Annotated in this window: 17 protein-coding genes; 6 read left to right on the forward strand and 11 right to left on the reverse strand. The window is 61.3% G+C overall.

Going from position 1 to position 25,015, the window contains the following annotated elements:
* The first annotated feature begins 39 nt into the window (after positions 1 to 39).
* The 3 genes from HND92_RS16025 (at position 40) to HND92_RS16035 (ending at position 4,215) form a co-directional block, all read left to right on the forward strand.
* Positions 40 to 984 (forward strand): bifunctional hydroxymethylpyrimidine kinase/phosphomethylpyrimidine kinase, encoded by a 945-nt coding sequence (locus HND92_RS16025; protein ID WP_011806677.1) that lies wholly within the window; start codon positions 40 to 42, stop codon positions 982 to 984.
* Complete coding sequence (gene hemL / locus HND92_RS16030) at positions 968 to 2,272, forward strand: glutamate-1-semialdehyde 2,1-aminomutase (protein ID WP_015914198.1); 1,305 nt, start codon at positions 968 to 970, stop codon at positions 2,270 to 2,272. The genes HND92_RS16025 and hemL overlap by 17 nt, the downstream gene beginning before the upstream one ends.
* 182 nt (positions 2,273 to 2,454) lie before the next feature.
* On the forward strand, positions 2,455 to 4,215 hold the full coding sequence (locus tag HND92_RS16035; protein ID WP_172208410.1) for an alkaline phosphatase: 1,761 nt from the start codon (positions 2,455 to 2,457) through the stop codon (positions 4,213 to 4,215).
* Positions 4,216 to 4,301: 86 nt separating this feature from the next.
* Here HND92_RS16035 and HND92_RS16040 read toward each other — a convergent pair whose 3' ends face one another.
* The 4 genes from HND92_RS16040 to dusB all read right to left on the reverse strand — a co-directional run bounded on the left by HND92_RS16040 (position 4,302) and on the right by dusB (position 7,751).
* Entirely contained in the window at positions 4,302 to 4,772 is a 471-nt protein-coding gene (locus tag HND92_RS16040) for a c-type cytochrome (protein ID WP_172208412.1), read from the reverse strand.
* Positions 4,773 to 4,791: 19 nt separating this feature from the next.
* Positions 4,792 to 6,393: a bifunctional phosphoribosylaminoimidazolecarboxamide formyltransferase/IMP cyclohydrolase gene (gene purH, locus HND92_RS16045; RefSeq protein ID WP_172208414.1), complete on the reverse strand. Its 1,602-nt coding sequence runs from the start codon at positions 6,391 to 6,393 to the stop codon at positions 4,792 to 4,794.
* Positions 6,394 to 6,475: 82 nt separating this feature from the next.
* Positions 6,476 to 6,709, reverse strand: coding sequence for a Fis family transcriptional regulator (locus HND92_RS16050; RefSeq protein ID WP_011806682.1), 234 nt, complete (start codon positions 6,707 to 6,709; stop codon positions 6,476 to 6,478).
* Positions 6,690 to 7,751, reverse strand: a complete 1,062-nt coding sequence (gene dusB / locus HND92_RS16055; protein WP_103737159.1) for a tRNA dihydrouridine synthase DusB — start codon at positions 7,749 to 7,751, stop codon at positions 6,690 to 6,692. The genes HND92_RS16050 and dusB overlap by 20 nt, the downstream gene beginning before the upstream one ends.
* Positions 7,752 to 7,918: 167 nt before the next feature.
* Here dusB and HND92_RS16060 point away from each other — a divergent pair, with 167 nt between their 5' ends.
* From HND92_RS16060 to HND92_RS16070, 3 genes are all read left to right on the forward strand, one after another.
* On the forward strand, positions 7,919 to 8,452 hold the full coding sequence (locus HND92_RS16060) for a YqaA family protein (protein WP_172209370.1): 534 nt from the start codon (positions 7,919 to 7,921) through the stop codon (positions 8,450 to 8,452).
* A 474-nt stretch (positions 8,453 to 8,926) separates the two neighbouring features.
* The gene (locus tag HND92_RS16065; protein ID WP_172208416.1) at positions 8,927 to 10,069 is read left to right on the forward strand and encodes an STY4528 family pathogenicity island replication protein; all 1,143 of its coding nucleotides are present in this window, start codon (positions 8,927 to 8,929) and stop codon (positions 10,067 to 10,069) included.
* Between the two features lie 602 nt (positions 10,070 to 10,671).
* Positions 10,672 to 11,535 carry an integrase domain-containing protein gene (locus tag HND92_RS16070; RefSeq protein ID WP_172208418.1) on the forward strand — a complete coding sequence of 288 codons (864 nt, stop codon included), beginning with the start codon at positions 10,672 to 10,674 and terminating at the stop codon, positions 11,533 to 11,535.
* A gap of 15 nt (positions 11,536 to 11,550) precedes the next feature.
* Here the strand turns inward: HND92_RS16070 and HND92_RS16075 are convergent, their stop codons facing one another.
* The 7 genes from HND92_RS16075 to HND92_RS16105 all read right to left on the reverse strand — a co-directional run bounded on the left by HND92_RS16075 (position 11,551) and on the right by HND92_RS16105 (position 24,992).
* Positions 11,551 to 14,637, reverse strand: a complete 3,087-nt coding sequence (locus HND92_RS16075) for a type III restriction-modification system endonuclease (RefSeq protein WP_172208420.1) — start codon at positions 14,635 to 14,637, stop codon at positions 11,551 to 11,553.
* A 10-nt stretch (positions 14,638 to 14,647) separates the two neighbouring features.
* Positions 14,648 to 16,510 (reverse strand): site-specific DNA-methyltransferase, encoded by a 1,863-nt coding sequence (locus HND92_RS16080; RefSeq protein ID WP_172208422.1) that lies wholly within the window; start codon positions 16,508 to 16,510, stop codon positions 14,648 to 14,650.
* A 63-nt stretch (positions 16,511 to 16,573) separates the two neighbouring features.
* Positions 16,574 to 18,928, reverse strand: a complete 2,355-nt coding sequence (locus tag HND92_RS16085; protein ID WP_172208424.1) for a S8 family peptidase — start codon at positions 18,926 to 18,928, stop codon at positions 16,574 to 16,576.
* A 6-nt stretch (positions 18,929 to 18,934) separates the two neighbouring features.
* The gene (locus HND92_RS16090) at positions 18,935 to 19,930 is read right to left on the reverse strand and encodes an AAA family ATPase (protein WP_172208426.1); all 996 of its coding nucleotides are present in this window, start codon (positions 19,928 to 19,930) and stop codon (positions 18,935 to 18,937) included.
* Positions 19,931 to 19,991: 61 nt separating this feature from the next.
* Positions 19,992 to 20,651 (reverse strand): DUF4391 domain-containing protein, encoded by a 660-nt coding sequence (locus HND92_RS16095; RefSeq protein WP_172208428.1) that lies wholly within the window; start codon positions 20,649 to 20,651, stop codon positions 19,992 to 19,994.
* Positions 20,648 to 23,935, reverse strand: a complete 3,288-nt coding sequence (locus tag HND92_RS16100) for a helicase-related protein (RefSeq protein ID WP_172208430.1) — start codon at positions 23,933 to 23,935, stop codon at positions 20,648 to 20,650. Before HND92_RS16100 ends, HND92_RS16095 begins: the two co-directional genes overlap by 4 nt.
* A gap of 10 nt (positions 23,936 to 23,945) precedes the next feature.
* The gene (locus tag HND92_RS16105) at positions 23,946 to 24,992 is read right to left on the reverse strand and encodes a Fic family protein (RefSeq protein ID WP_172208432.1); all 1,047 of its coding nucleotides are present in this window, start codon (positions 24,990 to 24,992) and stop codon (positions 23,946 to 23,948) included.
* Between the last annotated feature and the right edge of the window lie 23 nt (positions 24,993 to 25,015).

Genomic DNA, 25,015 nt, shown 5'->3' on the forward strand with positions numbered 1-25,015 from the left:
ATGCAGCTTTCGTGCCACCGGTTACGCTGGCACCCACCCATGCAATCGAATACCCCTTCAGCACCCGACAGCCAAAGCTTGACGGCGGATGACAGCGAATCCACCGCCCCCACCATCTGCGTGATGGTTTTCAATGCAAACGACCCCAGCGGCGCGGGAGGATTGGCGGCCGATATTTCGGCGGTGTCCTCGGTCGGAGGGCATGTCGCGCCGGTGGTGACCGGGACCTATGTGCGTGACAGCGCCGAGATATTCGACCATTACGCCTTCGAAGACGAGACGGTCGCCGAGCAGGCCCGTGCCGTGCTGGAAGACATGCCGCTGCACGCGATCAAGGTCGGCTTCGTGGGGAGCCCCGAGAACCTGAGCGCCATCTCCGAGATCGCCGCCGACTATGCGGACGTGCCCGTCATCGCCTTCATGCCGGACCTGTCGTGGTGGCAGGACGACCTGATCGACCAGTACCACGACGCCTTCCGCGAGCTGTTGCTGCCGCAGACATCGGTGTTGGTTGGAAACCACAGCACCCTGTGGCGCTGGCTGCTGCCGGACTGGGGCAGTGAGCGCCCACCCTCGGCACGCGACCTGGCCATGGCAGTCGCGGAGATAGGCGTGCCCTATCTATTGGTGACCGGCATTCCCGCGGCGGAGCGGCATATCGACAATGTGCTCGCCTCACCGCAGACGGTGCTGGGCAGCGGGCGCTTCGAACGCTTTGAAGTGACTTTCATCGGAGCGGGCGACACCCTGTCGGCCACCCTGGCGGCGCTCATTGCCACCGGCAGCGACCTGGGCGAGGCCACGAGCGAAGCGCTCACTTACCTGGACGGCTGCCTGCAGCACGGATTCCGCCCCGGCATGGGCCATGTGCTGCCCGACCGCATGTTCTGGGCCCAGCCCGACGACGAGGACACCGACGACGACGTATCTCCCTCCGCGGTCGTGGAGGGCTTCGATTTGCCACCCCATGACACACAACACTGATCTCAATCTCCCCCTTTTCGAACGCGCCAAGGCGCTCATCCCCGGCGGCGTGAATTCGCCGGTGCGCGCCTTCCGCGCCGTGGGCGGCACGCCCCGCTTCATCACGCGTGCCCAGGGCGCCTACATGTGGGACGCCAACGGCCAGCGCTTCATCGACTACATCGGCTCCTGGGGACCCATGATCCTGGGCCATGGCCACCCGGCCGTGCTGGAGGCCGTGCAGAAAGCAGCCCTGGAGGGCTTCAGCTTCGGCGCGCCAACCGAGCGTGAAGTGGAGCTGGCCGAGGAAATCATCCGCCACGTGCCGTCCATGGAGATGATCCGCCTGGTCAGCTCAGGCACCGAGGCCGGCATGAGCGCCATCCGCCTCGCGCGCGGCGCCACCCGGCGCAACAAGATCATCAAGTTCAACGGCTGCTACCACGGCCATGCCGACTCGCTGCTGGTCAAGGCCGGCTCGGGCCTGGCCACCTTCGGCCACGCCACCAGCGCCGGCGTGCCGCAAGAGGTGGTGCAGCACACCCTGGTGCTGGAATACAACGACGTGGCCCAACTGGAGGAGGCCTTCACGCTGCACGGCCCCGACGTGGCCTGCGTGATCATGGAGCCCATCGCCGGCAACATGAACTTCGTGCGCGCCAGCGTGCCCTTCATGCGCCGCGCGCGCGAGCTGTGCACGCAGCACGGCGCGTTGCTGGTCATCGACGAGGTCATGACCGGCTTTCGCGTGGCGCTGGGCGGGGCGCAAAGCCTGTACGCCCAGGCCATCCCGGGCTTCAAGCCGGACATCACCGTGCTCGGCAAGGTCATCGGCGGCGGCATGCCGCTGGCGGCCTTCGGCGGCTCGCGCGCCGTGATGGAGCAGCTTGCGCCGCTGGGCCCGGTCTACCAGGCGGGCACGCTGTCGGGCAACCCGGTGGCCACGGCCTGCGGACTGGCCACGCTGCGCGAGATCGCCAAGCCCGGTTTCTACGACGCCCTGGGCGCTCGCACCCGCGCCCTGATCGACGGCCTCGCGGGCGCGGCCAGCGCTGCGGGTGTGCCTTTCTGCGGCGACACCCAGGGCGGCATGTTCGGCTTCTTCCTGCTGCCGCAACTGCCGCAGAACTACCCCGAGGTGCTCAACACCGACGGCATGCGCTTCAACACGCTGTTCCACGGCCTGCTGGACGGCGGCGTCTACATTGCCCCGGCGCTCTACGAAGCCGGCTTTGTGAGTGCCGCCCACACCGAGCAGGACATCGCCGACACCGTGGCCGTGGCGCGCGACGTGTTCCAGAAGCTATAGTTTTCATAGCTTCCAGCGCTTGATGGGAAAGCGCTGGAGGCATAAAACGTGCTTACTCGCCCGCATCCATCCCTGCGGGTGACCGGCGGATGGGCGCACTGACGCGTGCGCGACGGTGGTTCATGAAACCGTCATCCCTTGCTGCGAGCCTTGGCGGGTTCATCACCTTTCACCCGCCCGCCATGCAGCGACACGACGATTCCAAGCCCCTCACCAACCTCCTGCAGGCTGCGCACGCCAGCACCCCGCCCGCCGCAGACGGCGGGCGCCGCCGTTTCGTGCGGCAGATCACGCTGGGCGCCGCCGCGCTGGGCACCCTGCCCCTGGCGGCCTGTGGCGGCGGCGACGATGACGCACCCGCCGTACAGTTCGCGCACGGCGTGGCCAGCGGCGACCCGCTGGCCGACCGCGTCATGCTCTGGACGCGCGTCACGCCGCCCGCCGACTTCAGCGCCGAGATCCCCGTGCAGTGGGAGGTGGCCAGCGACGCCGCCTTCGCCAGCATCGTGGCGCGCGGCGAGGTGCGCACCAGCGCCGCGCGCGACTACACGGTCAAGGTGGACGCCACGGGCCTGAAGCCCGCCACCGCCTACCACTACCGCTTCAAGGCTTTCGAGGCCACCTCGCCCACGGGACGCACCCGCACCCTGCCCACGGGCAGCGTGGCCCAGGTGAAGCTGGCCGTGTTTTCGTGCGCCAACTACCCGGCCGGCTACTTCAACGTGTACGCCGATGCCGCCCGGCGCGGCGACCTGGATGCCACCGTGCACCTGGGCGACTACCTCTACGAATACGGCCAGGGCGGCTACGCCTCGGGCAACGCGGCGGCGCTGAGCCGACTGTCCCAGCCGGCCAACGAGATCCTGAGCCTGGCCGACTACCGCACGCGCCATGCCCAGTACCGGACGGATGCCGACCTGCAGGCGCTGCACGCCGCCGCGCCCATGATCGCCGTATGGGACGACCACGAGATCGCCAACGACACCTGGATGAACGGCGCGGAAAACCACCAAGCCGCCGAAGGCAGCTTCGCCGCGCGCAAGGCCGTGGCGCTGCAGGCCTACCACGAGTGGATGCCCACACGCAACGCGCAGCCGGACGTCATTTACCGCAGCTTCGCCTTCGGCAACCTGCTGGCGCTGCACATGCTGGACACGCGCGTGGTGGGACGCGATGCGCAGGTCGACTACACCGCCTTCTTCAAGCCCGGCGGCTTCGACGCAGCGGGCTTCACCGCGGCCGTGGGCAATCCCGCGCGCCAGTTGCTGGGCACCGCGCAGACGCAATGGCTGCAGCAGCAGATGACGGCCTCCAGCGCTACCTGGCAGGTACTGGGCCAGCAGGTGCTGATGGGCCGCATGAACATCCCCGCGCCCATCCTCATGGAAACGCTGCAGCCCGGCAGCGGTGTGACGGTGTCGCGCTACGCGGCCATCGTCGCCAAGGCGCGCACGGCGCCCGCCACGCTCACGCCCGAGGAGCAAGCCATCCTGGCGCAGCCCTCCATCCCCTACAACCTGGACGCGTGGGACGGCTACCAGGCCGCCCGCGAGACGGTGCTGGGCATGGCCCGCGCCATGAACAAGAACCTGGTGGTGCTGGCGGGCGACACGCACAATGCCTGGGCCAGCGAGCTGAACGACATGAACGGCAACCCCGTGGGCGTGGAGTTCGCCACCTCGTCGGTGAGCTCGCCCGGCTTCGAGGAATACCTGCCCAATGAAAACCCGGCCACGCTGTCGGCGGCGCTGCTGCAGCTGGTGGAGCCGCTCAAGTACTGCGACACCGCGCGCCGCGGCTACATGGTGGTGACCGCCACGGCCACCGAATGCCGTGCGCAGTGGGTGTACGTGAACACCATCACCAGCCGCCAGTTCACCACCAGCGCCGAGACCACCTTGGCCGTACAGGCCGGCACGCCGGGCAGCCTGCTGAAGGTGTGAGCGGGACGGCGCAAGCGGTGCCGCCGTCCACGCGAGTGGTTTACAGCGTTTTCTGACTCTAACGCCCGTCTAATAAGCGCTAACAGCTATTGATTCAATAGCACACCACCCTCGGCGGGCGGCAGCGCCAACAGCCACTGCGCCATCTGCAGGGCCTGTGCCTCGGTGATCTGGGGATGGCGCGGCATCAGCGTGCGGCCCCATACGCCCACGCTGCCCTCGCGGATCCTGCCGGCCAGGTACGCGGCCGCATCACTGCGGCCGGCGTAGCGCGCGGCGATCTGGCGAAAGCCCGGGCCTACGGCGTGCCGCTCCAGGCCATGGCAACGCAGGCAATCCGATGCTTCGACCAGCGCGCGGCCCGCGGCCCGTTCCGGGTGCGCCTGCTGCGCGGCATCCAGCGCCTGGGCTGCGGGCCCCGGCTGCAGGATGCGCCAGCCCACGTTGAGCACGCCCAGCACCACCAGCACCATGAACACCACCAGCGCCCAACCCAGCCAACGGGGCCGGGGCGGCGGTGTGTCGTCGTCGTGCAGCGGGTCTGGGTCCACCGGCATGCGGCGTGGTCAGCGCGTGTCAGTGACGGAAGTGGCGCACGCCCGTGAAGACCATGGCCACGCCGCGCTCGTTGGCCGCGTCGATGACCTCCTGGTCGCGCATGGAGCCGCCGGGCTGAGCCACGCAGGTCGCGCCCGCGTCGACCACCACGTCCAGCCCATCGCGGAACGGGAAGAAGGCGTCGCTGGCCACCACGGTGTTCTGCAGGGACAGGCCCGCGGCCTGCGCCTTGATGCTGGCGATGCGCGCCGAGTCCAGCCGGCTCATCTGGCCCGCACCCACGCCCATGGTCATGCCGCCCTTCACGAACACAATGGCGTTGCTCTTGACGTACTTGGCCACCTTCCAGGCGAACAGCAGGTCCTGCATCTCTTCCTGCGTGGGCTGCTTGAGGGTCACCACCTTCACATCGGGCAGTTGCAGCTCATGGTTGTCGGCCGTCTGCAGCAGCAGGCCCGAGCCCACGCGCTTGGCGTCCATCAGGTTGCGGCCCTGCTCCCACGCCGTGGCACCGCCGGAGGCAGGCAACGCGATCTTCATCAGGCGCACGTTGGCCTTGGCCTTGAACACCTCCAGCGCCTCGGGCGTGAAGTCGGGCGCCATCAGCACTTCGACGAACTGCTTGGCGATCTGCTGCGCGGCCGCGCCGTCCACGGGGCGGTTCAGCGCGATGATGCCGCCGAAGGCGCTCGTCGGGTCGGTCTGGAAGGCCTTGCTGTAGGCCTCCAGCGCGCTCGTGCCCACGGCCACGCCGCAGGGGTTGGCATGCTTGACGATCACGCAGGCCGGCAGCTTGAAGCTCTTGACGCATTCCCAGGCCGCGTCGGCGTCGGCGATGTTGTTGTATGAGAGTTCCTTGCCCTGCAGCTGCACGCCGGTGACGATGGAGCCGGGCGCGGGGTGCAGGTCGCGGTACAGCGCGGCCTGCTGGTGGCTGTTCTCGCCGTAGCGCAGGTCCTGGATCTTGGTGAAGATGCCGTTGCTCTGGCCGGGAAACAGCGCGCGTTCGGGCACGTAGCTCTCGGACAGCTTGGCCTCGTCGAACTGGATGGACGACAGGTAGTCGCTGATGGCGCCGTCGTACTGCGCGATGCGGTTGAACGCCGCCACCGACAGCGCGAAGCGCAGCTTGTCGGACAGCTTGCCCGCGGCCTTCAACTCGCCCAGCACCGCGTCGTACTGGTCGGCCGAGGTGACCACGCCCACGTCCTTCCAGTTCTTGGCGGCGCTGCGCACCATGGCGGGGCCGCCGATGTCGATGTTCTCGATGGCGTCGGCCAGCGTGCAGCCGGCGTTGGCCACCGTGGCCTCGAACGGGTACAGGTTGACCACCAGCAGGTCGATGGTGTCGATGCCGTGCTCCTTCAGCGCCGCCATGTGCGCAGGCAGCTCGCGGCGCGCCAGCAGGCCGCCATGCACCTTGGGGTGCAGCGTCTTCACGCGGCCGTCCAGCATCTCGGGGAACTGCGTGACCTCGGCCACCTCGGTGACGGGCAGGCCGCTCTCGGCCAGCAGCTTGGCGGTGCCGCCGGTGGACAGCAGGCGGATGCCCAGCGCATGCAGCGCCTGGGCAAATTCGACGATGCCGGTCTTGTCGGAGACGGAAAGGAGTGCGTTCATGGGGGACTCGTGATGGTTTTGATGAAATCGGGCTGTAGCGCTTGATGGACAAGCGCCACCAGCTATTCTTTTAGAAGCAACGTCAAAGCAGCTTGTGCTCCACCAGCTTCTTGCGCAGCGTGTTGCGGTTCAGCCCCAGCCATTCGGCGGCGCGGGACTGGTTGTTGTCGGCGTGGCTCATCACCACCTCCAGCAGCGGCTTTTCCACCAGGCGCACGACCATGTCGTACACGCCGTCGGGCGTCTCGCCGCCCAGGTCGCGAAAGTAGCCCTGCAGGCTCTCGCGCACGCATTGTTCAATGTTGTTCCGGCTCATGCTCTGTTTCCCTCACGGGCGGGACCGCGTCGGCGCCGTCGTGTGCGGACGGCAGCCGGTCCATCTGCGCGCCCAGCGCGCTGAAGAAATCGGCCACCGCCTGCCACTGCGCCGCGCAGTCCTCGATGGTGTTGATGTGTTGTCGCAGTGCCTCGCCGCCCGGCAGCGCGCGCACATACCAGGCGATGTGCTTGCGCGCGCTGCGCACGCCGCTGGCCTCGCCGTACAGGCCGTAGTGGTCCTGCAGGTGCTCCAGCAGCAGGCGGCGCACCTCGGCCACCAGCGGCGGCGCGAGGTGCTCGCCAGTGGCGAGGTAGTGGCCGATCTCGCGGAAGATCCACGGCCGGCCCTGGGCCGCGCGCCCGATCATGACCGCGTCGGCGCCTGTGGCGGCCAGCACCGCCCGGGCTTTCTCGGGCGACGTGATGTCGCCATTGGCCACCACGGGCACGCGCACGGCGGCCTTCACGGCAGCGATGGTGTCGTACTCCGCCTGGCCCTTGTACCCCTGCTCGCGCGTGCGGCCGTGCACGGTCAGCATCTGGATGCCCACGTCCTCGAAGCGGCGCGCCAGCACCACGGCGTTCTTGTGCTGCTGGCACCAGCCGGTGCGCATCTTCAGTGTGACGGGCACGCCGCGCGGTGCGCAGGCGGCCACCACGGCCTGGGCGATCTCCACGGCCAGCGCCTCGTTCTGCATCAGGGCGGAGCCCGCCCACTTGTTGCAGACCTTCTTGGCGGGGCATCCCATGTTGATGTCGATGATCTGTGCGCCGCGGTCGATGTTGTAGAGCGCGGCCTCGGCCATCATGGCCGCGTCGGTGCCGGCGATCTGCACCGCGATCGGACCGGGCTCGCCCTCGTGGTTGGCGCGGCGGCTGGTCTTGAGGCTGTTCCACAGGTCCTTGCGCGAGGTCACCATCTCACTCACCGCATAGCCCGCGCCCAGCCGCTTGCACAGCTGGCGAAACGGCCGGTCCGTCACGCCCGCCATGGGGGCGACGAACAGGCGGTTGGCCAAGGGAATGGGGCCGATCTGCATGGACGGTAGGGGCGGGCTGGGGGTGTGGGCGAAGGGGCGGATTCTACCTGCCCAAAATTTCAGCAACCGAAAAGCCAGCACTGCGATTGCGCATGTTGCGCCCGCGGGTGGCGACGCAGCCAGCGCACCGCTGCCCCTACACTTGCAGCCCTGCTATGGAAATCTGGATGCACCAACTGCTGGACCTGCTGGCTCTGCCCCAATTCGGCCTGAGCACGGTGTTCATCGTGGCCTTCATCTCCGCCACGCTGCTGCCCGTGGGCTCGGAGCCGGCGGTGTTCGGCCTGGTCAAGCTGAACCCCGAACTGCTCTGGCCCGCGATCCTGGTGGCCACGGCCGGCAACACGCTGGGCGGTGCGGTCAGCTGGTGGATGGGCCTGGGCGCGCACCGCGCCTGGGACGCCGCGCGCCGGCACCGCCATGCGGGCCATGCGCAGCCCCCCGCCAAGCCCGCCCGCGAACTGAGCCGCACCGAACGGCGCGCCCGCGTGTGGCTGCGCCGCTGGGGGCCCAAGACCTGCCTGCTGAGCTGGCTGCCCGTGGTGGGCGACCCGCTGTGCGCCGTGGCCGGCTGGCTGCGCATGCCGTTCTGGCCCTGCCTGGTCTACATGGCGATTGGCAAGTTCTTCCGCTATGCCAGCATGACGGCCGGCCTGCTGTACCTGGTGCCGGGCGACTGGGTACGCTGGCTGCATCCCTGATCGCACGGCATACGGGCGCGCCACTCGCACCCGCCGCCGGGGGTCACGCGAGGGGATGCACGGCGCGCCACAGCTTCAGCAAGTGCGGCAGCGCGGGTGCTGGCTCCCCACGCATGCACACCAGGCACCGCGGACTTTCCTGGGCCTTTGTGCCCGTCAAGCGGGCGCTGCCAGCCGAAGTGCGGGTCAGACGTTGATCACACGTTTAAACATTGATCGGTCGGCAAAGGGCCGTGAATGCTAGGTTTCGCGGGGAAATCAGGCTGCGGCCTTTGTGGGAATCGCTGGAAGTACCCCCAGTTGTACCCCCAAGGGGGTATCGGGATGATAGATCAGTCTGGATGCGGGTGCCAGCGCTGCGCCTGCCTGATAAAACGGTTGTGGCGCAGACCGCATTGTTGGCTGACGCTTGGAACGGTACGCGATGAGATGCAGGGGAACGGGCCGCTGTGGCCCAGACCCTGGAGAACTCTCATGGCAGACCACCACACCCGCCACAATCCGCTGGGGCAAGACGCCCTGTTCAGCACGCCCGCCTCGCTCATGCTCGATGCTCGCCTCACGCCGCTGGAGCGCAATGGCTGGCAGGTGCTGCGCATGCTGCGCTCTGCCGAGGGCTTCAGCCCGCTGGCGAACCTTGGGCAGTTGCGCCGCTATCTCACCTCCACCCCGCTGGGGCAGCGGGCCGGGTACGAGACGGCCCGGCGCGTTCTCGTCGTGCTTCGGCTGACGGGGTGGATCAGTCTGGTGGGCCAGCACCGCGATCCTCTGACCGGCCATGTACTCAGCGAGATGTATCAGGTTCACGAAAGCGCCCTGCACTTCGAGCAGGCCTGCGCGCTCGATGCCAGTCTGTCCGCGCTTCTGCAAGGGTCTATCGGCCACGAAAACAACCAGGTGGATCGGGTAGCTGTCCACATTCAGGCAACGCTGGCACAGGCACCTGAAGCTGCTCCCATTGCGGCCCACGATCAGCGCCACGATGACGATGATTTGCCCCCCACGCCGCCGTCGCAGGCGAGCGAGGCAGCCGACCCACTGCCATTGTCCGACGATTCCGCTGGCAGCACGCTTGTTTCGCAACAGACCGGACACGCTCGCCACATGACGGCTGAGCAGGGCAGTACGTATAAGACGTATATGTATAAAAAAGAACGTACGTACTGCGCGCGCGAAGGCGACGACGATCCGGCATCGCAGTCGGTGAGCTTGCCGCCTTGCCTGAGCAATGCCCAAGCAGATCAGCAAAAGGACGTGCAGGCCGCCTTGCGGCGGCTGCCGCCGCAGCATCGCCAGGAAGTACTCGACGAGTTGCAGGCACGCAGCCAGAGCGGCACCGTGCGCAATGTCGTGGCCTACTTCTTCGCCTTGGTGAAGCGCGTCTTTGCTGGCGAGTTCCGCCTGTGGGCAGGTCGCAAAGAGACGTCTGTCGCGAACCGGCTTACAACTCCGCCGCACACCGAAGCCCGCCCAGAACCAACTGCGCAACCGGCATCGCGTGAAACCGCCCTGGCGCACATCGCCAACATCCGCAAGATGCTGAACGCCTCGACGAACGCTGGGGACATTGCTGCGCAGGCAATGCAGGCCAGGGGATGGCAGCCGCAACCTGCGTAGCAAATGCTGCCGCGAAACGGGTCGTCACTGCACGCCGCAGTGACGACCCCGCCCACGCCAGCAACAATGCGGGCGAAGGCCGAATCCTATTGCGTGCGGCAGACATGATGATGGCCGCCCTACACTGACCGGGCAGTCGCCAAGACCGATGGGCTTCGTACATCGGCAAGCCCAACAGCGCAGGTTCCTGCAAGCGCTGGCCCGAAAGGGTAGAGCCACCCCCAGGTATTCCCAGGCTCCGACCGCATACCGGCCCTACCCAGGGCGGAGCCTTCTTCGTCTGTTTGATCTCATCCCTACTGCGCCGCCTGGCGCGCTGTCCTTTGCGGCAATTTCCTCTGTGCAACGCACAGGGCTCCCGCTGCATTTCTCATACCACTCACTTCATAGGAGGACTCGTACACGTTCACATCACTTTCGTCTTGTAGTACCTCCGTCCGGGCTTCCAGCAGGAAGCAAGACGGACGCCTCATTCGAGGCTCTGGTGTCTCCTGAACACCATGCCCTTGCCCTCACGGGATCTCGCCTTTGCGAGTTGGCACCAACACTAACCATTGAGTTTCAGGACAACGCAGTACAGCGCTTTGCTTGGAGGCCGGAAGATGGACGACTTGACCTATACCCTGCGGCAGCTTTGCCAGCGCAACCGTGACGGCAGCCACAACACACAGGCTGACCGGATGCGTTCTCTCTCGCTGGCTGCGCGGCAACTACGCGAGACCGGTTTCCGGCAGATGAAGGCATCGTCGCTCAAGGGCAAGCACGTCCAGACGCTGCTGGATCGCTGGCAGGGCGAAGGTTTGTCGTCGGGCACCATCAAGAATCGGCTCTCTCATCTGCGCTGGTGGGCCGAGAAGATCGGTAAGGCCGGCATCCTGCCAGCGGACAACACGCAACTCGGCGTGGCCGAGCGCCGCTATGTGACCAACATCAGCAAGGCCCGCGAATTGGGCACAGGTCTTGAGCAGGTCACCGATGTCCACGTGCGCATGAGCCTTCAGTTACAGGCCGCCTTCGGATTGCGTCGGGAGGAAGCGATCAAGTTCCAGCCCTGCTATGCGGATCGGGGTGATCACATCGCCCTCAAGAGATCGTGGACGAAGGGCGGCCGGGAGCGAACGGTGCCCATCACCACAGTAGAGCAACGCGACGTGCTCCAGGCAGCGCACCGTCAGGCGGCTACCGGGTCATTGATCCCGCCACACAAGACCTACATCCAGCAACGGCATGTCTACGATGGACAGTGCAAGGCGGCGGGCCTCAGCCATACGCATGGCCTTCGTCATCAGTACGCGCAAAGCCGCTATGAGACTCTGACGGGGTGGCCTGCACCCGCAGCGGGAGGGCCACCCGTCAGGACGCTGAGCGATACACAGCGAACCCAGGATACCGCAGCACGACAAATCATCAGCCGAGAGCTTGGGCACGAACGGCTGCAAGTTACGGCTGTTTATCTCGGAAGATAAACAGCTTGGCGCCCGCTACTTCACCACCTCCATCAGCTTGCCGAAACTGTCCACCACATCGTACTTGACGTTCTCCGGGGCGTAGCGGCGGTTCATCTCGTCGAAGAACTTGCGGGCGCACTTGATCTTGGTCTTTTCGATCTCACGCAGGTCCATCGAGGACATGGACCCCTTGGTTTCCGCCACGAAATAGATGTGCTTGACAGCGCCTTCCTTGAAGCTGATCGCCCAGTCTGGGTTGTAGTCACCCACGGGCGTGGGAATGAGGAAACCGCGTGGCAACTTGGCATAGACCACCACTTCATTTGCTGTGTCCAGCTCTTTCACGAACTCTCGCTCTACCTTCGAATCCGTCAGCACATAGTCGTAGATGTGTCGCTGGAGCTTGTTGCCGGCCTTGCTGAAGTCCTGCTTGGTCTGCCCGGCGGTGAAGATGTCGAGGTCGAACTTGTCCTCAACTGGGTCGTAGGCCAGGTGTTCGATGATGACCGTGGCCTTCTGTTCGTTGATGAGTCGCGTGGCCTCGGCGATGAAACTTTCCGGGTTGGTCTTGAACTGTGCAAAAACCGCGACGTTAATACCTTTGAGGATTTCCGCCACCGTGCGGCGAGTCAATTGAGTACCTTCGGCCAGCTTGCCGATCAGGTCGTACTTGACCGCTGAATGAATCGACTGCTTGTTGTATTCGGTCTTTGTCTCGGAAACTTTGAAACCATCTCCACGCTTTAGCGCCTCGCCAGTCACCTGGTCGATCTGTTCACCTGCCTGGATGGTGTATTGCAGCGGTGTCACGCGCAGGGCTGCGTCCAGCTCCTTGACCGCCTTTTGCACCAGCTCGTCCGAGTCGAAATCGACACTGTAGGCCGCCTTGCGGTTGATGCGGTGCCACAGCGCCTTGAACTCCTGCTTGTCGAAGTTGGCGTTGAGCGGGTTCTTCTTGGGTTTGCGGTCGTCTCCGATGTCGGGCAATTGGCTTTCGCTGAAGACGCTATCCACAAGCGTGAACACTTGGCCGCCTAAGGGAGCGAGTTCATCCGGCAGCGCAGCCAGCGTGCCGTCTTTCTTGGCCTGATGGTATTTCTCGGTGATGTTGCGCTTTTTGTCGACGTAGCCGTTCTGAATCAGGTAGAACTCGATGTCGGTCGCTTGATCTTCTGTGACGGTCACTGAGCCCGTGGCTGTGGTCACCATCTTGCCAGTAAAGAATGCCTTGTCCGCCACGCGCGGCCGTTCCGACAGCGACTCGCTGATGTCCTTCTGCAGCGCGGCAACGAAGTCCTTGTAGCTCTCACTGGCGACCACGGTCAGCACGTTCACTTCGTGAACGGTAGCCGGATGATCCATCCGGTCGCCTGTCTGGTTGACGGACAGCCGCAAGCCACGTCCCACCTCCTGGCGCCGGGAGATGGTGTTGTCGCTGTGTTTGAGCGCGCAGATGACGAACACGTTCGGGTTGTCCCAGCCTTCGCGCAGGGCAGAGTGCGAAAAAATGAAGCGTACCGGCTCGGTGAGCGACAGCAAGCGCTCCTTGTCCTTCAAGATCAGATCGTAGGCATCCACATCATCTGAAAGCCCGGCGTTCTCGCCGCGCGCGGCAACCGTCGGATCAGCAAGCCGCTTGGTTTTCTTGTCGATGGAAAAGTAGCCGCTATGGGTCTTGTCGACCGGGATGCCCTTCAGATACTTGACGTAGGCCGTCTCGTCCAGATCGAGCGCCTCGTTCAGGTACTGCGTGTACTCCTCTTCAAAGATTCGGGCGTATTCACCCTTTTCGTCCGCCTGCGTGTAGTCGCGGTACTTGGCCACCTCGTCGATGAAGAACAGGGTCAGCACCTTTACGCCCTGTTGGAACAGCGCCTGCTCCTTGTCGAAGTGCGCCTTGATGGCCTCACGAATCTGGATGCGGCGCAGCGCGGCCTCGGTCACGTCGCCGGTGGCGTCGCCGACCGTCAGCTCCACGCCATTGGCAAAGCTCAGGGTGTCGGTGTTGGCGTTGATGTCCGTCACCACGTAATTGCGGTACTGATCCAACCCGCCCGACAGATCGAACAGGTTGTCGCCCTTGCCGAGCTTGCGCAGCACGCGCTTGATGTCGCCATTGGCGAGCTTGTGCTCCAACTCCACGCGCGCCTCGGGCGGCTTCTTGCTCGAAATTTCGATGGATTGCAGGTACAGATAGCCCGCCGTGCCCGCCAGTCCCTTCACCGCGATGCCGCGCACGGCAATTTTCTTCACCAGCTTCTGGTTGTAGGCGTCCAGCGCATCGAGGCGGTGAATCTTATTGTGGGTAGTCTTGTGGGTGGCCGAGTAGCGCAGCACCATCAGTGCCTTGAACGTCTCCAGCGATTTCAGCGCCGCCACACCTTCCATCTTCTGCGGCTCATCCAAAATCATGATCGGACGGTTGGCGCTGATCACGTCGATTGGTTTGCGGGACTGGAAGTCGTCCAGCACGTCGTAGATACGGCGGTTTTCCGCCCCGCGCGAAGCGAAAGCCTGCACGTTGATCACCATCACGTTGATGCCCGCGTCCGACGAGAAGCTCTCCAGGTGGTGCAGTTGCTTGGAGTTGTAGATAAAGAAGCGCGCCTTCTTGTGGTACGTCTCCAGGAAATGCTCGGCCGTGATCTCCAGCGACTTGGCCACGCCCTCGCGGATGGCGATGCTGGGCACCACGATGATGAACTTGCTCCATCCGTACAGCTTGTTCAACTCGAAGATGGTCTTGATGTAGCAGTAAGTCTTGCCAGTGCCGGTCTCCATCTCGATGTCGAGATTGACCTTAGCCACTTTGGTCCTGACCAGCGTATCCGACAACGGCAGGTTCTGACTCCGCTGGACGGCCTGGATGTTGTCCAGCAGCGCTGTTTCCGACAGCGTGAAGTCGGCGTTGCGAAACGCGGCTTCCTTTTCCGCAGCAGCTTCAGGCGAAGCGGCCTCCAGCGCGAGCGCCGCTTGCGGGCTCTCTGGGGCTGCTTTCTGGCTGCCGGGATCGAGCCGGTAGCGAATACCGCCGTGATGTGGAACCTGCCCCTTGAAGCAGTCCACTACCGCCTGCACTGCCGCCGTCTGGTAGGCCTGCGTCTTGAACTTCAGTTTCATTGCCGCCCCCTCAGATACTCTTCACTTCGGTGGATGGCGACAACAGCTTGAAGATCTGCTCTACGTTGATCTTGACGGCGCTGTCCTTAAACCCGGCATCGCGGAACACCACGCGCAGCGGCTTGTGCGTGGCCAGTTCCTTGACGAAGGCTTCGTCGATGCCGCCGTGCGCGTCGAAGCAGGCGGCGAGCGCGTCACCATCCACGAAAAACACATCCTTGCCCTGGATGGTCCTCTTCTCGATGGGCAGGGCAAGGTCGACGCCCCAGTCCAGCATCACCTGGAACAGCAGGTCTTCCGGCGTGCGGTCGGGTTTGATGTTGTCGACGAACAGGTCGAGGTTGGTCTTGTCCAGAGCATCGGGTGCGTAGTACACGTCGGACATGTTCGAGGTGTCGATTTTCAGTACGCGGAAACCAATGTCTTTGTTCCAGCTCTCGCGACACTTTCCACTAAGGCTCTCTTTTCCTGCCCTGCGAATTCGCTCCTTGCAAATTTCGGCGATGGTTACATAATCATCCCGCTCCGTGACCGCAGGAATTTGAATACAAATTACTCTCCTCGAAACTCCATCCTCCGCATTAGCAAGCATCACCGCATGAGCCAACGACCCTGACCCTGCAAAAAAATCAAGAACAATCGAATCCTCCGCGGATGCCCCTATCTTTATCAAGTGAGTTAGCAGTTTTGTCGGCTTCGGATTGCTAAAAATCTTTGGGCCTAGCAAATTACTGAGCTCTTGAGTGCCATCGCGATTTCGGCCATGTTCTTTTTCCACCAAAAGACTGCGCGGCGTTACGCCATCCAGAGACTCCCATGTCCTCGTATAGACTCTCCACTGCCCTGTTTTTTCGTCCTTAAGAAACTCCAGTTCCGATCTCCTTTCGAGGACGGTTTTTTTCCCCCAGCGCCACGCTGTAGTCGGATTATTCGCATCTGGTTGAAGGGGAGACACAAAGGAACCATCAGGGCACTCAATTGGAAAGTCCATTGACTCGCTATATGTCAAGCTGGTTTTATCGAGTCTTTCTAAGTAATACCTACGCCCATTCTCAGACCGATTATATTTCGCGGTCATCGCTGGGCTCTCATGCTTAATATTCGCTAATTGAGTTTTCGAAACATCCCTGCCGTAGCACACAACGTATTCATGTTCTGTGGCCACCTGACCGCTATCGTCACCACCACCAGCCTTGCGCTTCCAAACGAAATTGGTAATAAAGTTCTGCTCTCCAAAGACTTCATCACATATTTTTTTGATATTTGCGTGCTCGTTATCATCAATCGATATGAAAATCACTCCCTCATCCGAAAGTAGATTCCTAGCAAGTCTGATACGCGCATAGATCATATCCAACCAGTCTGAATGATGCCGCCCACTACTTTCTGGGTTCACTACCAACCGATTTTTGGCTGCATCTACTTGGTTTGACCGTAGCAAATACTGCTCATAGTCTTCCGAAAAATCATCCTCGTAGATGAAATCATTTCCGGTGTTGTACGGCGGGTCGATATAAATCATCTTCACCTTGCCCAGATACGTCTCCTGCAACAGCTTCAACGCATCCAGGTTATCGCCCTCGATAAACAGGTTCTTTGTCGTATCGAAGTCCACGCTTTCCTCGCGCACCGGGCGCAGGGTCTTGGCAATCGGCGCATTGGCCGTCAGCAGTGCCTCGCGCTTGCCCGGCCAGTTGAGGTGATAGCGTTCCTGCGGCCCCTCGACGATGGAACTGGACAGTTCCTGCCTGAGCTGGTCGAAGTCCACCGCCAGCTTCACACTGCCGTCCTCACCTCGCGCCTCGGTCACGCAGCCGGGGAACAGATCGCGGATACGCGCGATGTTGTCTTGAGTCAGGTTGGGCGAGTGCATTTTTAATTTATCCACGAATAACAATCTCTTGAAATTTTTGCTTTATGTGCGGGCCAACAGCCTTTAGGCACGAACGCGCAACGGTGGAACCCTGGCATCCAGTCGTGCCTTGATTTGGGTATAGAGTTGAGCCAGAAGGTTCTCTTTGTCACGCAGGCTGACCAAAAGCGAATAGCTTTCTTCGCTGTCACACAGGTTTTCACCCCACGGAAAGTCATTGCGAGTGACCACCACAAACAGTTTGTTGGTTCGTAGTGGTGAATCCTTCTGAAACTGTTTGAACTGCCAGAAATCGGCCTGAACCGTCCCTTTACTGCGAGCCACCTGCCCAATGCTGGCGCCAGCCAGCTCCTTGATGCTCTGGTAATCTTCCTTTCTGGTCGCCTTGTTGAACATGGTCGTGACGTGTTCAAGGTCACGAGCAGCGACCAGCCTGAAGTCAATACGTGTAGCACGGTACTTGATGCGTGTTGAGCGCACAGGCGGCGTATAGGCCAGCGCGACGGCGATTTCCCGTAGGCGTTTTTTGCCTCCGCTGGTAAATTCCGGCGGAATGGGTATTTCGTAGAAATGGTGCCGCTTGTTCTCGATCTTGCCATCCGTAATCAGCGTGACGGCGTTTTCCAGCGAGCGATGCAGGGCGGCTTCATCCACCTGCCCATAACCACACGCACGTTTAAGTGCTTTATGATGCTCCATCAGTTGGTGGCTGGCCTGCGGCAATACAGCGTTCAGGCAGAGTTGGGCGCGCACGAAATTGGCAGTGGCATCCGGGTGTTCATGAAGCACGGATGCGGCCAGATGCGCTACTTGAGGCGCGGCCATGCTGGTGCCTACATCCACCATAAAAGGATGGCCGCCCGCAAACTGGTAACTGGTCGATACCACACCCAGCCCAGCAGTTCTGTCCAGTAATGCGTAGTTGGCGCGTGTATTGATTGCCCAATTTCCGCCATATGCCGTCAGTTCCGGTTTGATAGCACCATCGACAGAATGGCCGCTGCGAGTGAAAGGCGATGGCTGATCCGGCTGTGCAATCGGTAGTTCTGCAGGATCCGCAGAATGGTACTGGCTGTTGAAGGTTTGGTTGTGGCGCGCCAGACTACCAACCGTCAGCGCATTCAATGCAGGTGCTGGTTCGATGAGCCGCCAGTCGTCACTCAGAAGATAGCCTGGATACTGATCTCGCCATTCCAAACCATCCGGAGAGCGCTCATTAATTCGATGATTTCCAGAGGACACCACAAACAGCACACCCAGTTCCCGCGAGAGGGTATCCAACGTCACCGACAAGCCTTTCAGGTGTCCGCCCAAGTAGGGCTTGTTGGCATCTCCGAAAGACAGGTTGAACACTTTGCAACCATGCTCTCTTACAAAATAGCGAACGGCTTCTTCTATCTGGTTCTCTACAAAGCCCGTGGTGTTCTCATTGTGTTTGTCGAGAATTCTGCCGCTGTACAAGCGCAAGGTGGGCACAAAGGTGCCAGCACGCAGGTGTTTTTCAAAGTCACCGTAAAGAGCCAGACCGGCAACATGTGTGCCGTGCCCATTTTCATCCTGCGGGCCTTCGCCCGGCAAGAAGCTCTTGGCCTCGCCGACAGCGGCTTTCAGCAGAGGATGGCCATCCGCAATGCCACTATCGAGCACCACCACGCCCGGCGCTTGCGCTGAAGGAGCCTGAATATCAGGAATCTTCTGAATATCCTGAAAGACGACCGATCGCTCCAGCGCAAAGTTCGGCGGCAAGTCAATGGATCGCACATCCCGATGGTGAAGCAGCATGCCAGCCTGTGCGGCTGTGCAGCGTACACGATACAGCGTCAGCTCTGGCTTCTTGATTTGATCCAACTTCTCGATACGTTGTTCTGCCAGCCAGCCTTCAAACGCTTGCCAGGCTTGTTGCCTCGCCTGATGACTGTCTTCCAGCGGCCATAGCTCGACATCCAGCATGAACTCATCCCGATCAGGGAAGCCTTGCTGCTTCAGTGCCCACCCTTTTCGATTTTCAGAACTCCAGCCATCCACACTTTGCAGGGCATAGATCACTTCTTTATTGGTAACGTGCTCACCAGCAGCCATACTGGAAAGACGGGCTTCAAACTGCGCCAATGCGGCATTGGTGGCGAAGCCGATGACGATGGTTTCGTCCTCCTGGCTGACGAATTCGATTTCCGAGGAGATCTTTCTCAGGTCATCCGGATTGAATCCTTTCTGCACCGTGAAGCGGAAAAGCTTGCGCTCATCAAACCCGCCTACATCTTCACTGGCTTCTTCTTGTGCATGAGCCAGTTTGGTCAACAGCCCACGCCCATGGCCACGAGCATCCGCTGGCGGTGGTGGAGACATAGCACGTCCAGCTCGCTTTTCATTGACTGGCGCTTCTCGTTGTATGTTCAGGTGCGGAAAGTTCTCCTCCATGACGACTTAGCTCCCTTGTATGCGCGCCCTGCGGGCATCTTCACGACGAATGGCGGATTGCAGATGCCGTTCACTCAGAAACTCTTTTCCAGTCAGCACCATGTCTTTGGCTGCCCGACGCAGAACGCGCTCCACATCGGCATGACTCATGCCTTTGAACATGCTCGTAATGCGAGTATCCTCAATCTCGAATTCACGGCGCAACCCACGCAGCTTGATGCTCAACAGCCTCCGCAACTGCTCCAGATTGGGCGATTCAAAGACCAATACCTCATCAAACCGGCGCCAGATGGCGGCGTCGAGGATACGCTCGTGGTTGGTGGCGGCCACCAGGATGCTTTTACCTTCATAGGCGTCCAGCATTTGCAAGAAAGCATTCACCACGCGCTTCAACTCGCCATGCTCGGCAGTATCGGCACGCTCCTTGGCCAACGCATCGAACTCGTCGAACAAGACGACCATTGGTATGGTGGCTATAAAGTCAAAGACCTGCCTCAGATTGGCTGCCGTTTCCCCGAGAAAAGAAGACACCACGCTATCAATACGGACTATGGCCAGCGGCAAGCCCAGCTCACTGGCCAGTACCTCAGCCGTTAACGTTTTTCCGCATCCAGGTGGACCACAAAACAACAGGCGATCCGCGGGATACAAACCATAGCTTTGCAGCGCTTCCGCTCGATGGTGTTCTTGCAGCAACTCATTCAACAAGGACGAATTTTCATCCGACAATACGACGTCTTCCATGCGCCGGACTGCCTCCTTGATCTGTAAGAGAGGCAGGTTGCGCTCTTTATCTTTAGGTATGCGATCACTCAGCAACGAGTTGGCTGCCCCACCAGCATTACGGCGACCATAGAGAATTCTCTCCAGGTCATTCGCCAGCAAATGGTGATTCTTGGTGCGCTCCTCCTGAATCAACTGTTCGGAAACACGCTTGAAAGCGTCCTGATTGCCTTCAGTTCCAGTTTTAATAAGTTGTCTAAGCAGCTTGGCTGTGGCCATTATCTTTCTCCTTTCTCAGAGCCATGCTTGTCGTGTCAGAAGCATGGCTCTCAATTCGTGGTTACTTTAACCCGTTCAGTTCGGTTCTCAGCTTCCGCAGTTCGGCATTGATCTCCACCTTGCGGTTGAACTGTTTTTCCTTGGCCAGCCGCGCCGTGGTCTTATCCAGCTCGCGCTGCTTGGCTTGTGCCTGTTCGACGCGCGCCACCAGCTCGGCCAGTGTTTCCTGTGGCCGCGCTGACAGCGGGATCAGGCGGTGCAGCAATTGCTCGTACAGGCCGCCCAGATGCAAGGCCACGGGCATCGCGGTGCGTTCGCTATCCATTGGCAGCCAGTCCGATGCAAAGTAGCCCGAGAGCACCCAGCGGCTGGCGTCGGCTTCGTTCGGGCGCTTATAGGCGGCGACCACCTGCGTTCTGCCGTCGAAAGTCAGTTCGAACACAATGGGAAACGGGATAGCCCCGTCGATGCAGCGCAGCACATCGGCGTGCAGTTCCGGCGTTTTGAGCTGGATGCTGAAGATCTGGATTTCCGGTACGCCGAGGCGCGCAGGCAGATGCAGTGTCTCCGGGGCCAGCTTGTACTGCCAGATGACCTGTTCCACCTGTTTGACGAACAAGTCTTTGAGGCGGGAGTTGGCTCCGCCGTGCTCGTAGATCTTGTTCTTGGGCAGAACGCGCCCGAAGGCGGCCTGTTTGGGGTAAGCGATCAGCGCACTCATCCAACCTCCTGAATCACGAGGAAGCTGATGAGTTCGAAGTCGTCCAGCCCGGATATGGTGCCCGTGAGCGCCGTGGTCTTGCCGCCGGTGAACAGGCTGTCCAGATCCTTTTCTTCCTTCACCTCGATCATCGAGCGGATGGCTTGGTTCAACAGGTCGGAGTACGCCTGCATCTTGCGGCCGTCCGCCGTGGTTTTGTTGAACTGTTGGCAGGCATCCGCAATCGGTGCTGCCTGGCCCTTGCAGCACGAACGCGCCAGGTCGAGCAGGCGCTTGACCTCGGTGTGGTCGTGGATCACCTCGCCTGCCTGACTGATGTAGATCAGGTAGTAGGGGTGCAGCCGGTTGTGTTGGGGCAAGTGTGCGGGCGGGTTCACGCCCGCGCTGCGATTGCGCAGGGTGAAGATGACACCAGGCGCAAGGCCCAGGTCAGGGTCGGCCGGAACGACGGCATGCAGGCCGTTGGGGGACCTATGCAGTTCTCCATGGGTCTTGACGTAGTTCAGCAAGTCCATGCGGAAGTCGTTCAAGCCCAGGTCGGTGATGGAGACGCCGGTCTTCAGGTCTTCCAACTCGATAACTTCTTCCTGTAAGCGGCGCAGTTGCTCCTTGCGGTAGGCCATGTCGTTGGCCTGCGCGGAAATGACGTTGTCGTCGCCGGTGGCGGTCACATCTACGATCATCATCCGGTTTTCGACACGCTCCTTGAGGTTGATGTATTCGTCCAGCGAAATATCGGGCCAGTAGTTCACCAACTGAATGCTGCTATTGGGCGAACCGATGCGATCCACGCGCCCGAAGCGTTGGATGATGCGCACCGGGTTCCAGTGGATGTCGTAGTTGATGAGGTAGTCGCAATCCTGAAGGTTCTGGCCCTCGGAAATGCAGTCGGTGCCAATGAGCAGGTCGATTTCCGCCGACTCGTTGGGCAGCACGATGGCTTTTTCTTTGGAGCGCGGCGAGAACAGCGTCAGCAGTTCCTGGAAGTCATATGCTTTGGGCAATGTGGACTTGGGCCGGTCACTGCCCGTAATCTTGCCGGAATGCAGTTGCTGGTGAGCCAGCAGGTCGGGCGCTAGATTGGCGTAGAGGTAGTCCGCCGTATCTGCAAAAGCAGTGAAGATCAGCACCTTCTTGTTGCCGGGGTTGATCGGGTTGGCGATCTTTCCCAGAACAAGTTCCTTAAGGTGCTGAAGTTTGGCATCGTCAGCGGGGGTGATCCTCGACATCGAAGCCAGCAACGCGTCGATGTTGGCGAGATCGACCTTGAGGTCGTGCTCCCATGACGGCAAGTCCATATCGGCCAAGCTGATCTTGACCTTGCCGCCCACATCGCCACCCTGATCCAGCCTTTCGAATGGGTCATCTTCTTCTGCATCGATACTTTCCAGTACCTCGGTCAGATCGCCCACGCTGGCAGCGATGCCGCTCTGGTTAAATACCGCGATTTTCGCCAACGTGTTCTGGTGATTGGTCTGCAGGGATTGCAGCGTGAGACGGAATGACTGGACGGAGCTTTCCAGACGTTTGAGCAGATTGGTCGTCATCAGAGCCTGCAGGCTCTTTTCGCGGTCAACTTGCCTGAATTTTCCTGCACCACCTGGAACCTGCGTGTCGTACATCTCTTCGTATTTCCTCAAGCGGCTCGGCAGGATGTAGCTGACCGGGGCATAGACAGCGAGCTTGAGCCTGGACAGGTGCTCGAAAATCTCGTTGAAGCCCATCACGTCCGAGCGGGAAGTCAGCGAGCAATGGAATGACAAAGGCTTGCGACGCTCAGGGAAATGGCCGATGTCCTTGGTGTCGTAGAAGGTCTGGATATGCTTGCGCGAGCGCGCGATGGTGACACTGTCCAGCAGCTCGAAAAAGTCGAAGTCCAGTGCGCCAAGGATCGCCCGAGGCGTGCGTTCCTCTGGCGGGAGCCTGGACCAGGCATTGAAGGCGGTCTGCGCATTGCGAAAGACTTCTTCCACCGACTTGCTGGTGCGCAGCTTCTTGCCGAGGTTCTCGGAGTCTCCCTCATAGGCCAACGCGAGCTGATTGCGCAAATCGGTGAAGCGGTTGTTCACTGGCGTGGCCGAGAGCATCAGCACCTTGGTCTTCACACCTTCGCTGATGACCTTGTTCATCAGCTTCTGGTAGCGGGTCTCGCGATCCTTGAAGGCGTCGTTGTTACGGAAGTTGTGCGACTCGTCGATGACGACGAGGTCGTAGTTGCCCCAGTTGATGCGGTTGAGTGGTGTACCGAAGGATTCGCCGCTGGTGCGGCTCAGGTCGGTGTGGCACAGCACGTCGTAGCCGAAGCGGTCGCGGGCAAAGATGTTGGTCTTGAGATTGCGGTTGTAGTTGAGCCAGTTGTCCGCCAGCTTTTTCGGACACAGCACCAGAACGGACTTGTTCCGTAGCTCGTAATACTTCACTACGGCCAGCGCGGTGAAGGTCTTTCCTAGGCCGACGCTGTCTGCCAGGATGCAGCCGTTATAGGTTTCCAGCTTGTTGATGATGCCGGTTGCCGCATCCCTCTGGTAGTTGAAGAGCTTGTTCCAGATCAGGGTGTCCTGATAGCCGGTGCGGTCATTGGGCAACACGTCTTCGTCGATGTCGTCCAGGAACTCGTTGAAGATGTTGTAGAGCATCAAGAAGTAGATGCTTTCGGGCGAATTTTCCTGATAGACGGACGCGATGTGCTCACAGATTTGGGCGGTCACATCCTCCAGTTTTTCGAGGTCATCCCAGATTTGATCGAACAGACTGAGGTAGGTGTTCGCAAAAGGGGCCTCGACCTTGTTCACCAAATTGGAAACGGCGTTACCCTGGCTGTAACCCAGATCGACAGCCGTGAAGCCATGCAGAGGCACATAGGCGCTATGGGTTCCATCGGCTTCCACGCAGGCAAATTGCTGCATCGGCGCCTTGCTGCGGTTGCTTCGAAACTTGGCCTTGCGCCGCATCCAGTCGGCACATTCCCTGGCAACCGCCTTCTGGGTGAGTTGGTTGCGCAACTGAATTTCGAACTCGCTGCCATACAGGCTGCGCTCCCGGTCGAGCTTGGGTATATGGAATTCCCTGCGCTCTTTTCGGATCTTGTCCGTGACTTCGTCGGCAACAAAGGTGGGGGAGGTGAAGATGAAGTCCAGTTCGTCGATCTTTTCCAGTTCGGACTTCAAAGCTTCGTAGGCATACATCGAAAAGCACGAAGCGGCGATCTTCAGCCGCGCCCCTGGCCGGATGGTTTGCTTAAGGTCATCACCCAGCAAGCGACTAATGTTGTCGATCAGTTCCATCGTGCTCCCCTTACGCTCGCCTGATCCATTTCGCACCTCGCCCCTTGCCAGTCGATTCGATCAACCCCTCTGATTTCATCGCTCGCAGCACTAGTCGAACCATGTCCCGGCTCACGCCCGGGCAGGCTTCTTCAATCTCGGAAATCGAGAACGGCAGGGTGCGCCCCAGAACTTCCGTCCGCACTCGGTCGCCTTTGCTGCCACGTCCCCGTTCGATGGTGCCGACACGCTCCTCGAACTCACGGTAGGCCCGTAGCAAGGCACCCCAGAAGTAGTCTAGCCAGGGCTTTACGTCGTGCTGCCCCTGGTGCCAGCCTTGCGAGCTGGCTTCCAGCGTCTCGTAATAGCCTTCCTTGGTTTCCTCGAAGATGCGTTCCAAACTGATGTAGCGCCCCACGGCATAGTCGAAGTGGTAGAGCAGCAGCAGGGTCAGCAAGCGGGACATGCGACCGTTGCCGTCCGGGAAGGGGTGAATGCACAGGAAGTCGAGCATCGCCAGCGGCACCAGTACGAGGGGGTCGGCCAGGTGCTGATCCAGCGCGGTGGCGTAGCGCCCGGCCAGATCGGTCATAGCCATGGGTGTGAGGTGCGCAGCGACCGGCTGGAAGCGTAGACGTGACGTGCCGTCCGGGTGACGTTCGATGATGTCGTTATTGGTAGCCTTCCAGCGCCCGCCCGCCTGCGGCATATAGCGGTACAGCAGGGTGTGGAGTTGCAGCACTACGCCCTCGCTGAAGGGCATGTGCGCGGCCGATTCGTGGATCAGCGCCAGGGCGTCACGGTAGCCGGCGATCTCCTGTTCGGAGCGGCTCTTTGGCGTTGCGTTGCGGATGACCAGAGACTTCAACCGCGAGGGTGCGACAACAACTCCTTCCAGCCGGTTGGATGACTCGGTGGACTCCACCACCGCGATCTGGCGCAGGCCCTTGAGGGCTTCGGGCGACTGCGCGGCGTAGAGTTGCTGCTTACCCTGGTACTCGCCCAGTGTGCGCAACGTGGCGGCCTGAGTGCCATCGAAGCGAAGCGCGGCAAGGTACTCGGGTGTGAGCGAGTGCATGGAAATGTAAGCCCAGGCTGTGT

This window comes from Diaphorobacter sp. JS3050 (assembly GCF_013154915.1).
GTDB classification, from domain to species: domain Bacteria; phylum Pseudomonadota; class Gammaproteobacteria; order Burkholderiales; family Burkholderiaceae_C; genus Diaphorobacter; species Diaphorobacter nitroreducens.